Annotated in this window: 9 protein-coding genes; 5 read left to right on the top strand and 4 right to left on the bottom strand. The window is 34.1% G+C overall.

Annotation, left to right across the window (positions count from 1 at the left end; all coding sequences use genetic code 11):
- The first annotated feature begins 3 nt into the window (after positions 1-3).
- On the top strand, positions 4-6129 hold the full coding sequence (locus CDOMC_RS00360) for a calcium-binding protein (protein ID WP_172126911.1): 6126 nt from the start codon (positions 4-6) through the stop codon (positions 6127-6129).
- Positions 6130-6331: 202 nt separating this feature from the next.
- Here CDOMC_RS00360 and CDOMC_RS00355 read toward each other — a convergent pair whose 3' ends face one another.
- Positions 6332-6694 (bottom strand): helix-turn-helix domain-containing protein, encoded by a 363-nt coding sequence (locus tag CDOMC_RS00355; protein ID WP_172126909.1) that lies wholly within the window; start codon positions 6692-6694, stop codon positions 6332-6334.
- 237 nt (positions 6695-6931) lie between these two features.
- Here CDOMC_RS00355 and CDOMC_RS00350 point away from each other — a divergent pair, with 237 nt between their 5' ends.
- Together CDOMC_RS00350 and CDOMC_RS00345 are read left to right on the top strand one after the other, a co-directional pair.
- Positions 6932-7555 (top strand): type IV secretory system conjugative DNA transfer family protein, encoded by a 624-nt coding sequence (locus CDOMC_RS00350; RefSeq protein WP_172126907.1) that lies wholly within the window; start codon positions 6932-6934, stop codon positions 7553-7555.
- Positions 7536-8150 (top strand): hypothetical protein, encoded by a 615-nt coding sequence (locus CDOMC_RS00345; protein ID WP_172126905.1) that lies wholly within the window; start codon positions 7536-7538, stop codon positions 8148-8150. The genes CDOMC_RS00350 and CDOMC_RS00345 overlap by 20 nt, the downstream gene beginning before the upstream one ends.
- 127 nt (positions 8151-8277) lie before the next feature.
- Here the strand turns inward: CDOMC_RS00345 and CDOMC_RS00340 are convergent, their stop codons facing one another.
- Genes CDOMC_RS00340 through CDOMC_RS00330 form a run of 3 tightly spaced genes read right to left on the bottom strand, consistent with a single transcriptional unit; the run spans position 8278 to position 10530 of the window.
- Positions 8278-9357 (bottom strand): HaeII family restriction endonuclease, encoded by a 1080-nt coding sequence (locus CDOMC_RS00340; protein WP_172126903.1) that lies wholly within the window; start codon positions 9355-9357, stop codon positions 8278-8280.
- On the bottom strand, positions 9354-10277 hold the full coding sequence (locus CDOMC_RS00335) for a DNA cytosine methyltransferase (RefSeq protein WP_172126901.1): 924 nt from the start codon (positions 10275-10277) through the stop codon (positions 9354-9356). The genes CDOMC_RS00340 and CDOMC_RS00335 overlap by 4 nt, the downstream gene beginning before the upstream one ends.
- A gap of 10 nt (positions 10278-10287) precedes the next feature.
- Complete coding sequence (locus CDOMC_RS00330) at positions 10288-10530, bottom strand: XRE family transcriptional regulator (RefSeq protein ID WP_172126899.1); 243 nt, start codon at positions 10528-10530, stop codon at positions 10288-10290.
- A 166-nt stretch (positions 10531-10696) separates the two neighbouring features.
- Between CDOMC_RS00330 and CDOMC_RS00325 the strand changes: the two genes are divergently transcribed.
- Both CDOMC_RS00325 and CDOMC_RS00320 read left to right on the top strand, forming a co-directional pair.
- Positions 10697-11704, top strand: a complete 1008-nt coding sequence (locus tag CDOMC_RS00325; RefSeq protein ID WP_172126897.1) for an IS1595 family transposase — start codon at positions 10697-10699, stop codon at positions 11702-11704.
- 824 nt (positions 11705-12528) lie between these two features.
- Positions 12529-13197: a phosphoesterase gene (locus CDOMC_RS00320; protein ID WP_172126895.1), complete on the top strand. Its 669-nt coding sequence runs from the start codon at positions 12529-12531 to the stop codon at positions 13195-13197.
- Positions 13198-13205 lie beyond the last annotated feature (8 nt).

Below are 13205 nucleotides of genomic sequence, written 5' to 3'. Positions count from 1 at the left end.
CGCATGGCAAAGATTACTATAGACGGCAAAGAGTATGAGTACACAATTTTAGATGGAACATCTTTAACTTATGGTATGGCGACAAACGCAGTAAATATCTATACTCAGAAATTTTCAAGCTTTAATATACAAGATAAAGTTAAAATAAATTGGGCAACAGGACTTCAATCAAATGCTATCGGTGCCGTAGTTACTTTTGTACAGGAAAAAGATAAAGTAAGAGCTGTAGCAAAAGTCGGAGGCTCTATATTGGGAAGTATAGCTGCTACAACCGCAACAGAGGCTATAATAGCATTTGCAGCAGGATTTGGTGCAACATTATCGGCTCCAGCTGTTATAGGCATAGGTGTAATTGGTGGGGTTGTATTGTCTATCGCAGGAAGTGAAACGGCTGGCGACTTATACGATACTATAAAGAGTTGGTTTGGTCATGGCGCAGGCAAGAGTAAGGATTTTGATATCGAAGCCAACAGTCAAAATAATAGTATTTCCATCGAATGCTACTCCGACAAATACCCCGAATCTAAATTTATGGATAACCGCACAACTATGAGTTACAATATATATAAGTGCGTAAATAAATCTACCGGCTTTGAATTCTCTTTCGACAAACAAAGACATACTTCCACCGTAAGAACAAACGACATCAATACTCAAAAACAAGCCATACAAATTTTAACCACAACCGACGACATCAAACAAATAACCTTAAACTCCCACACCTACAACATTAAATCCTTATCGAATTTAGAGATAAGAAATGCACTTGATAATATACCTAAGGTATCTTTTTTACTTTCTAATATCCTCATAAGAGCAGGAGAAGAGATAGATCTAGGAAGTAGAGGAATTTATAAAGTAAAAAGCGGAGATACTCTTTCAACCATAGCACAGAGAAACGGTATGGTTACAAAAGATCTTCTTAAACTAAATACTTGGCTGGTTGATGAAGGAAGAGTATCTTTCCTGCAAAACAAAGTGCTTATAGAATCAAACATACTTAATCTAAACGAAACCGACCATGTTTTAGTAGGAGATCAAAACGCCGATAATATCCTTATAGATAGTAACGGAGGAGATGATGTCTTAAAAGGAGGCAATAAAAAAGATATCTTAAAGGGCGGAAGAGGCTTTGACACCTATTATGCCGGCAATGGGGATATTATAACCGATTCTGACGGAAGAGGTAAAGTATACTTTGATAACGTTATCTTAAAGGGCGGAACGTATGATAAGAATAAAAAAGCTTATATAAGTGATGATAAATCCACAGAATATAGATTAAGCGGAAATAAGCTCATAGTAAGCAAAGGCTCAAAAACTCTAACTATAAATAACTTTAAAAATTTAAAAACAAATCCGCACTTAGGCATAACTCTTTTAGAAGCAGATGATATAGAGGTAAGCGTAAGCGATGAGTCCGCTTTTGAAGCAAACGGAATAATGGATTTTAAAATATCTTTAAATAGAGCTCTTAGAAAAGGTGAGCATTTTTATGTTTTAGTAAAAGGCAAATCTACTAAAGAGGGAGGTATTGAAGCTCCGGAAAAGATGATCTTATTTAAAGAAGGAGATCAGGTAAAAAACTACCAATATATCTGGAAAGACGATGAGAAAGTAGAAACGGATGAAAAGATAAACGTTACCGCAACCATAGGAAAAAACAGATCGGCAAACATAAATCCTAAGGTTATAAAACAAGGCGTAGGAATCATTAAAGACGATGACGGAAACAGCGTAGAGATAACTATATCCGATTCTGAAGCTCTGGAAGCCGAGCAACAAATGATATTTAACATATCTTTAAGTAGGGCTCTTAAAGAAAACGAATTTATAACTTTAGCGGTAAACGGAGATATTGTCGAGTTTAAACCGGGAGAGCAATCTAAAGAGTATAAGCATACATGGAGGGATAATAAAACAGTAAATAAGGATGAAGAGATAGACGTAATGGGTGCAGTCATATCTCAATCGGAAAATTTAAATGCTAAAATCATAAAAAACGGTCACGGCGTAATAAAAGATGATGACGGCGGTAGTGTCTATGTAACGGTAAGCGATTCTTCGGCTATGGAAGCCGAAGGCAGGATGAGCTTTAACGTATCTTTAAGTAGAGCTCTTAAAGAAGGCGAATTTGTTAATGTGTTAGTAAACGGAGAGCTAATCGAGTTTGGACCAAATAGCCAAAGCAAAGAGTATACACATACTTGGACCGATGATAAAAAAGCGGAAGCAGACGAGAAAGTAAGTGCTATAGCCACTATAGCATCAACCTCTGAAGGATTAAAGGCGGAAGTTATAAAACAAGGAAGCGGAACAATACAAGATGATGATGCAAGTCAGGTAATAGTATATCTTACCGATGCATCGGCCCCTGAAGCGGCTAAAAAGATGACATTTTTCGTTTCAATAAGCAGGCCTCTTAACGAAGGGGAGTATGCGGTGGTATCGGTAGGAGGCAAGACATTTCGCTTTTCTCAAGGAAGCACGACTAATTACGAATACGTATATACGTGGCCTACCGATGATAAAATACCGGAAGAAGATGTTCATTTTAAACTAACTCCTAGCGTAATAGCTTCATCTAGCGGATTAAAAGTAAATGTAAGCTCGGGCAACGGCACGATAATAGACGATGACAGAAGAGATGACGATGACGATCCTGAAAATCCGCCTATCCCGTCAGATCCTTTGGTAATTGATCTAAATAAAGACGGAACTCGCACTCTTAAGCTAAACGGGGCTTTAAATTTCGATATAGACGGTGACGGCTTCAAAGAAGCTACGGGATGGATAAGTCCCGAGGATGCATTTGTGGCATATGATAGAAACGGTAACGGCAAGATAGATAACGGAACCGAGCTGTTTGGAGATAAAACCGTAACTAGCACAAGGTTTGAATACACCAGCAAAACCGCCGAAAACGGTTTTGAGGCTTTAAAAGCATTTGATAGCAACAAAGACAATATAATAGATGAAAAAGATGAAGAGTTTGATAAATTACTATTGTGGCAAGATAAAAATTCAAACGCCGTATCTGACGAAGGAGAATTAAAGAGTCTAAAAGAGCATAATATAAAATCAATTGATTTAAATTACAAAAACATAAATTCTACCAATAACGGAAACTACATAAGACAAACCTCCAAGGTAACTTTTAATGACGGCACTACTACTACTGCGGACGATGTGTGGTTTAAAGTAGATTTAAAAGATACTATTCAACCCGATATATCCATATCTAGTGAAATAAAAGCTCTTCCCGAAGTGCACGGTTTTGGAAACTTATATAACTTAAGAAGCGCAATGAGCAAAGATGCCAAGTTGGCAGATATGATAAAAGAGTATGTAACCCTTAGTGAAAAAGAGAAAGAAAAAAGACTAGAGAGTATTTTATTTAGATGGGCCGGAGTAGAAAATATAGACAAGTCTAGCAGAGGTGCAAATATAGATGCTAGAATACTTGGAGTATATGAAAGAGTAACGGGAAAACCTTTTTTACAATTTGGAAATAATCCCAATCCTTGGGCTAATGCGGCTGCTAGTATAAAAAGTAGAGTTAAGCAGTTTGAAGATTATTTTTACGCCAGCGTAGAGCTTCAGACCAAATACGGCGGATTATTGGATACCAAGTATCAATATTTTAACTATGACGAGAAGAGATACGGGTATGATTTTTCTAAAGTAAATCAAAAGCTACTTGAGCTTTATAGTAGTAAAAAATATGAAGAAGTGGTTATTTTATCTAACCTAATTAGAAAAGCCGGAGGATATAAGATCACTCTGCTTGAAGGGTTTAAGGCAAATTTAGAAAAACTTACTAAAGATGACAAATATTTTAATTCGATCACACAAAGTCAGCTTATAAAAGGAACCGATAAAGATGATAGGATATATGGCGGCAATAACAATGACTGGATAGCAGGCGGCAGCGGTAACGATGAGCTTAGCGGAGGCAAGGGCAATGATACGCTTTATGGCAATGAAGGAAATGATCTTTTAAATGGTAACGAGGGAGACGACACCCTAAAAGGCGGAAGCGGTAAAGATATTCTATACGGAAAAGACGGCAACGATACCCTCTACGGAAACGAAGGAAACGATAATCTTCAAGGAGGAAACGGTAACGACACTCTAGAAGGCGGAGCGGGTAACGACTATCTTGATGGAGGAGCGGGAAATGATATCTATCTCTTCGGTAGAGGAGACGGAGTAGATACTATAAATAACGGCGACAGCTCTAAAGATAGAGTAGATATTATTAAATTTAAAGAGGGGATAGGTAAGAGGGATTTAATATTTAGTAGAACAGGAAACTACGGAAGAGATCTCTTAATTCAGATTAAAGATACGACAGATTCAATTACGGTTAAAACCATGTTCGGCTATAACGATGGGCAAAAATCTTTTGATGAATCATATATTATAAACAAGATTGAATTTAGCGACGGTTCTTTCTTGAGTGCAGAAGATATAAAAAGCGAAATTCTTTCTAAACAAGATACGGATAAAGATAACACTATTCACGGTTTTGATACGAACGACACCCTAAAAGGCGGAAGCGGTAAAGATATTCTATACGGAAAAGACGGCAACGATACCCTCTACGGAAACGAAGGAAACGATAATCTTCAAGGAGGAAACGGTAACGACACTCTAGAAGGCGGAGCGGGTAACGACTATCTTGATGGAGGAGCGGGAAATGATATCTATCTCTTCGGTAGAGGAGACGGAGTAGATACTATAAATAACGGCGACAGCTCTAAAGATAGAGTAGATATTATTAAATTTAAAGAGGGGATAGGTAAGAGGGATTTAATATTTAGTAGAACAGGAAACTACGGAAGAGATCTCTTAATTCAGATTAAAGATACGACAGATTCAATTACGGTTAAAACCATGTTCGGCTATAACGATGGGCAAAAATCTTTTGATGAATCATATATTATAAACAAGATTGAATTTAGCGACGGTTCTTTCTTGAGTGCAGAAGATATAAAAAGCGAAATTCTTTCTAAACAAGATACGGATAAAGATAACACTATTCACGGTTTTGATACGAACGACACCCTAAAAGGCGGAAGCGGTAAAGATATTCTATACGGAAAAGACGGCAACGATACCCTCTACGGAAACGAAGGAAACGATAATCTTCAAGGAGGAAACGGTAACGACACTCTAGAAGGCGGAGCGGGTAACGACTATCTTGATGGAGGAGCGGGAAATGATATCTATCTCTTCGGTAGAGGAGACGGAGTAGATACTATAAATAACGGCGACAGCTCTAAAGATAGAGTAGATATTATTAAATTTAAAGAGGGGATAGGTAAGAGGGATTTAATATTTAGTAGAACAGGAAACTACGGAAGAGATCTCTTAATTCAGATTAAAGATACGACAGATTCAATTACGGTTAAAACCATGTTCGGCTATAACGATGGGCAAAAATCTTTTGATGAATCATATATTATAAACAAGATTGAATTTAGCGACGGTTCTTTCTTGAGTGCAGAAGATATAAAAAGCGAAATTCTTTCTAAACAAGATACGGATAAAGATAACACTATTCACGGTTTTGATACGAACGACACCCTAAAAGGCGGAAGCGGTAAAGATATTCTATACGGAAAAGACGGCAACGATACCCTCTACGGAAACGAAGGAAACGATAATCTTCAAGGAGGAAACGGTAACGACACTCTAGAAGGCGGAGCGGGTAACGACTATCTTGATGGAGGAGCGGGAAATGATATCTATCTCTTCGGTAGAGGAGACGGACAAGATACTATATATAATAATGACAACTCCAAAGATAGAATGGATGTTATTAAATTTAAAGAAGGGATAAGTAAGAGGGATATCTCGTTTATGCTTAACGGTAGTAATCTATCTATAAAATACAGCAATGAAGATACTATTACACTATCTAGTTACAATAGCTCACCATCTTATCAAATAGATAAGATAGAACTAAATAACGGAAATTTCATAACCAATACCCAGATCAATAAGATAATACAAGACATAAATGCCTTTGCTAAAGATAACGGCATATCAAGCATCAACCACGACACTATAAGAAACAATAACGATATGATGAATATAGTTATGAATGGATGGAATGGGTAGGAGGTTGCAAGCCAATGAGCACTTCCATCCTCTTTGTTAGGTTCGTATAATACCCTAAAACAAAAGAGAAAATAATTTCGCCATACGGCTTGAAATTTAATGAACAGTTAAATTTCAAGCTGCTTCTTTACTAATTAACTAAAACCCAAAAATATCCTTTAACTTAGCACAATTTTTGATAAACCTTGCTTTGCCTGTAAAGCTACTCTTTAGAAATTCTTTCTATCTCCTTTAGTTTGTCTATGATAGGAAGCAGTAACTTATCGTTACCATACTCTTTAAAAAGCTCTAGGAATTCTTTAAATACTTCACTTTGTAGTTTTGGGTTGTGAGCAGGAGTTTGTTTTGGTAAATTTGTGCTGTTTGTATCGCCGTTTATTAGCAAATCCACGCTTGCGTTAAGTTTATCAGCTATTTCTATAAGCTTTTTAGCAGGAATTACTCCCCTATACTGCCACATATTTAAATTTTTATAAGGAATATCTAAAAATTCGCATAGCTCTTTATTGCTTGATACCTTTGCAAGCTTTTTAATATCTTGCAGTATCTCATCATATGTTCTCATTTTGCTCTTTTTACTATAAATATTAGTAAATACTCTTGACATTATACTACATAATATAGTATAATTCTCGCATAGTTACTAAATATTATACCAAATTCTGTTTTATTATCGAATAAGGTAAAGTAGTAAATTTCTTTTTTAGTTAATAATAGAAATTTTGTATGAGCCTTAACCTCAAAAAGATATATTGTGGGTATAAAACGGTATTTGGTGTAGATAAACATAAAAAGGACTCCCATGCGCCAAATAGGTTTTTTAAAAGATGAAGAGCTAGATAGTAAAAGCTTAAATAATAGCAGTTCAAGCACCATCATACCTTGTGATTTTACCCATGCGGTTATCATAGGAGAAACCGGATGCGGAAAGACTACGGCTATGATATATCCTAATTTACTAGACCGTATTAAAAGAGGACATGGTGTATTTATAATAGATTATAAGGGATGCGAGCATCTAAGAGTAAAAGCTCTTGCAAAGCAAGCGGGTAGATTAAAAGACGTAGTATGTGTAGGATCAAGCATAGGTACCCCTATAAATTTTATAATTGATATGAAGACAAAAGATTTCAAGCAATCTTTAACCGCAAGTATGAAAGAGAGGGATAACTCTTTTTGGAGCGAATTTGGCTCTAATATAGCTACAAATAGATTTGAAGTATTAAGAGCTATTAGCCTATATCATAAGATCATAGAGTATAAGGATAGATATCTTGATTTTAACTTTTATATCAAGATAAAATCTCTTGTAAGAGCCTATCATGCAAATTTTGCAACCATAGTAGATTTATCTCAAGATATAGAGAAGATGAGAGTATTTATGGATAAGCTAAAAGAGGTTATCTATGCTAAAGCGACACGATAAGATTATGTATGACGAGTTAAAAATAGATACTATGATATTTATTAAAAAGATAAGAGGGTTTTTAAATAGCGTAAGTAGGTTTAAAAAATCAGAAGGTTCGGATGACAGGGTGTTTAGTGATTTTAGAAACTACTCTATGATGATGACTCCTTTTTTATCTATGATGAATAACCCCTCTTTAAATTCCAAAGAGGGCTCCATAGCTTCAATGCTAAAACAGTCAAAGATAGTAGTGTTTAATGCAAGCTGTTGCGATAAGGGAGCGCTTAATCTGATACTGGCTAGTTTTTTACCATCTTTAACAAATAGGGTAAGCGATACGAACAAGATAAACATATCGGTATTTCTTGACGAGGCCGCAAAGCTGCTTAATGAAGATAGCGAACTTGAAGAGAGTATATTAAGAGAAAACAAGGTAGAACTTATCATCTCTTTTCAAAACCCCTACCTAATGAAGCTAGCAATAGGAGAGATAAGATATGAGGCTCTGTTTGGAAATTTAACCAACAGATACTTTATGAAAAACAAGGTAGAGTGCAAGGTAGCCGGAAGAGATATAGAGTGTAGCGGGCTTAATAAATTCGCTATTATGTAGCAAATGCACAAAAATTTCACTTTAATTTTCAGCTAAAATTCTGTCATAATAAAAGCTAAATAAAGGATAAGATTATGACCGAGTCTCACATAATATCAGCTCTTGTTATAGTATTTGAATAAAAAAGTTAAAAATTGTTTTTCCAAAAGTCATCTTTTATCTTTTCATAATGCCTGCTTGTTAATATTTCTGGCAAACCGTCTACTGATGGGAATTCTGCTTTTATTTCTTCTCGTAAATAATTTAGTAACTTATCACCCATTTCGGTGGAAAATTTACCTCTTAGGGCTTTTTCATACCAATCAACAATGTCCTTTTCGGTAACAATATCTTGAACACGATTTCCCCACCCCATTTGCGTTAAGATAGATAAAATGATTTCTTCATCAGCGTCTTTACAAACTATAACAACGTTGTCACTTGAAATGCCACCGACTATATTTTCGGCTAATTCTACGTCTAAAGTTAAATGTTTAATTTGAACCGCGACACCCCAGCTAGAATACATATCAAGCCCTCTGTCGGCGGCGTTAGTGATCCCCACTCGATAAAATTTAGCCTCTTTAATATATTGCCTATTGTCAAAATCTATTCGCATAACTTTTTTAGTAAAATCTTCAAATTCTTCTATAATGTATTCGCTATTTTCATCAACTGACACTGTAACTTTTAAATTTAAAATATCTACTAGGGTTGAAAATAAGGCGTACACCACTATTTCGTAAATCTTGTCAATACTTCTCTTTAACCCGGGTTCTCTCCAAAACGAATCAATGAATGATTTCACGTCAAAATCTTGTGTTTTGGTTTGCGTGCAGTATATTAATGCTTCTGAAAGTTGGTTGTATCTTTCTACAAAATTACTATAAATATATGCTTCTACTGCCCCTTTTGTTCTAATATTTTCATCTCCAAGAATTTTTAGTATTTTTGGCGGAATCGCATTATTATTAAAAAGGTCGTCTTGAAATCTTGCACTACTAGTACATATTCGTTTTAATAATTTGCTACAAACAACATCTCTCCACTGCTTGCTTTGTATTCTATATTCTGCTAAGTTTGATAGATTTAATTTTTCGGCACCTGTTCTATGTTTAAAAAGTATCTCTGCAATCTGTATCGGCTTATAAAAAAGGATTCTTGATTTTTTAATTAAATTATCAAGTGATGTTTTTGCCGAAGCTATATCATTATCGGGTTTTGTCATTTTAACCCTTTAATGGCATTTAACATATTTGCTGCCACCGCCCTTATGACAGGAACGGCTACTGAATTACCACATTGTTTTTTTATTTTTCCATATGGAACTACTATTTTAAAGTTTTCCGGAAAGCCTTGTAGTCTAAGCATTTCTCTTTCTGTAGGCCTTCTTTCATCATTTATTAAAATGTAATTAGCAGAAGCACCTGCACGTAATGCTGAAGAGTATGGATGAGGGGTTATAGAACCAGCCATATTTTCGTGTGATATATAAGGTTTTGGATAATTCTTATTTTTTAAACGCTGTAATCTGCTATTTTTTATTTCATCTTTTACATAATATTTTTTGTCTACGTTTTTTTCCAAAATATCCCCTATTTTTTTTCTTTTTGATACACAGATAGGGGTAGGAAACTCAAATTTTACATTATCCAAAAAACCGACAATTATAATTCTTTCTCTTTTTTGTGGAACCCCAAAATCAAGAGCATTTAAAACTTTTGAATGCACATTATATCCTAATGCTTCTAAATGTTTTATTATTATTTTAAAAGTATTTCCGTTGTCATGTGCCGTAAGATTTTTGACATTTTCTAACATAAATGCCTTTGGTTTTTTTTCTTTTAGGATTCTTTCTATCTCAAAAAATAGGGTTCCGCAAGTCTCATTGTTAAAACCTTCTTTTTTTCCAATTATTGAAAAGGCTTGACAAGGAAATCCACCTAATAATATGTCAAAGTCGGGTATATTTTTCGCATTAATTTTTGTAATATCTCCAGAAGGATACTCTCCAAAATTAGCTTGATATGTTTTACAAGCATCAGCATCAAATTCAGACGAAAAAACGCAACGTCCACCAACTGATTCAAAACCTAATCTAATTCCACCTATACCGGCAAAAAGGTCAATAAAAGTAAATTTTTTCATAAAATCCAGTCTAAAATATATTTTTTTGTTTATTCCACTCTCTCACAACTTTCACAATCTCATCATCATCTAACTCATTTAGCATATTCAATAACGCTTTCATGGCTAACGGCTTATTCTTGCCACGAGAATACTCCACATAAGTTCTATGCTGAACACCGATGCGTTTAGCCATTTGTGCTTGAGATATTGTTTTAATCTCTTTTGCTTCTATGAGCTTGTGAATTCTATTTATTAAATCATTTAGTTCCATATTTTAATTATAGCAAATTTTTCTTAATTCAAATTTAATTTATTTATATATAAATATCTGATTAAGATATATTTATTTTAAATTAAGATGTAAATATATCTAATTTTAAGTTAAATTTAATACATCTTTATGTATAATTTATCAATAAAAATATAAAGGATTTAAAATGCAACACTTCCTCCTCTCATCTAAAGCTAGAACGGTATCGGTTAAAAAGATAGCTTCTATGAATGAGAAGGATTGCTATGAGTATTTTAAATCGATAAGATGGAGTGATAATAAAGGTGAGCCAATATGCCCAAGTTGTGGAAGTGCAAATAGTCATTATTTTATAGAGGGTAGATTACAATATCGCTGTAAGGATTGCTTTCATACTTTTAGCGTTACTAGCGGAACAATATTCCACTCTCATAAGTTAGACTTTAAAACAATACTATTAGCTATTGTGATATTTACCAATGCTACTAAAGGCATTTCATCACTTCAGCTTAGTAGAGATTTAGATGTTCAGTATAAGACCGCTTGGGTTTTATCTCATAAGATTAGAGAAAGCCTTATGGAACATAAACCTAATGAGAAATTTCAAGGCGTAGTTGAAATGGATGGAGTATATGTCGGAAACCATATAAGACCTGCTAATAATATAAATGATAGAATAGATAGACGTAAAGCTTTTAAACCTAACAAAAGAGTAATTATCTCTTTAAGAGAAAGAAATTTACAAGGCAAAGGTGCAAGTAAAACAAAGACTTTTATATTAAAAAGTGAGAACAATAGTGATATAAACAAGATAGCAAAGGCAAACATTGCCTTAAACTCTCAAATCCATACTGACGAGAACTCAGCTTATGATGATTTATTAGCTCATTACAATCTAAAAAGAGTAAATCATCAAATAGAGTATAGCGGAGTAAATGGAGAAAATAATAATCAATCAGAAAGCTTTAACTCAAGATTTAGACGTATGCAGTATGGACAGCTTCATAGAATAGGCGTTCTTTATCTTTCAAACTATGCTAATGAGATAGCATATAGAGAAGATACCAGAAGGCTAGATAATAGATCTATAATGGATGACATTTTATCAAGATGTTTGGCAAACAACTCAGTATCTAATGAATTTTGTGGATATTGGCAGGGTAATAAGAGAGTAGCTGAAAGGCTTGGAGCTTAAGATATTTTATAGTGTTTAATTCCATCTACTTCAAAAGAGTTTAAAATATTTCTCATTTCCATGTTTCTTATTGCAGAATAGATATTCTTTCTATACTCCACTATCTCTTTACTGCTTTTATTACTGCCAATTGATACATAATCAGTTATCTCTTTAACGTTGCTAGGTTTTTCTTTTATACACTCTATTATCTTTTTACTAAGCTCTCCACGAGAGAAACGTCTATTATTAGTAATGTTTTTAGTTTTTATCTCATTTATATTATAGTTTGGATCAAATATTATAATGGCTTTATTAATAGTCTCAAGCTCAGATTGTAAATTTGAGATGATTGATTTATAATATTCGATATTTCCTTTTATTTCAGAATGTTTAGATACAAGAGCTGATATTACGTGAGTTCTACTCGCTTCGCTCCTAGCTTTTCAAGAACTGCCATAACAAATCCTTTAAAGCAGATGTTTTTATAGCTTAAAAAGAAATGTCTATTATTTAATTAAAGCTATACCGGAATCTTAGCCTCTTTTATTATGAAAGTCTTGTGCATTTGCTACATAATAGCGAAAAATAAGGGTAGTAGTTAATTCATTCGGCTATAAAACTAAAAGTATGTCCGAAACTACAAACTATAAACCAAGGTAGTGGAAATTTAAAGAAATTTAAGCTATAGATAATATTGGTAGATGTAAAATCAATCCTGCCTTTATATCTACACACAAATAAAAACTTCCACACAAATTTATATTATAAAAATTAAAGGATTTAGTTGCATATATATAATATATATGCATACGGCTTTGCTTTGATCCTTGAAGGAAACGGTTATGAGCAGCAGTAACATATTTTTTACGTCCGATCTTCATTTCGGGCATAAGAGCGTGTTAAATTTCTGCCCTTGCTTTAGGAATTTTAGGTCGGTCGATGAGATGGATCATAGATTAATTGAGCTATGGAACTATACGGTAGGTGTAAATGATGAGATTTATAATTTAGGTGATTTTTCTTTTTATAGGGATATTGAAAAGACAATATCTATTTCAAAGAGATTAAACGGTAAGCATACTCTAATCTTAGGCAATCACGATGAGTTAATTAAGGATCATAGGGATGAGCTTTTAAAGATGAGTAAATTTGACGGCAACAGACTATTTGAGGATATATTGGATTATAAAGAGCTAGCTTTAAAATTTAAAGATGATAGTTATAGGCTAGTGCTGTTTCACTATCCTATACTAGAGTGGAATGCGGGGCATCACGGATCTATTTTATTATATGGACATGTTCATGATAGCGTTTCGCCTTTAAAAGGTAGAGCTTTAAATGTAGGATATGATTTACATGGCAAGATACTTCATCTAAGAGATGTAATATCCTATACAAAAGATCTGCCTCCGTTTGAACATCAAGCCGATAAGAAGTTTAGTACTAACGATACAATAGCTAATAGAGAGATAAAGATAAGAGAGATATTAAGGGCAAATAATGAACGATAAGCTAAGAA

The organism is Campylobacter sp. RM16192 (assembly GCF_004803855.2).
In the GTDB taxonomy this organism is placed as follows: Bacteria; Campylobacterota; Campylobacteria; order Campylobacterales; family Campylobacteraceae; genus Campylobacter_A.
Note: the sequence above shows the minus strand (reverse complement) of the source record. Positions and strands in the feature narration are given on the sequence as shown.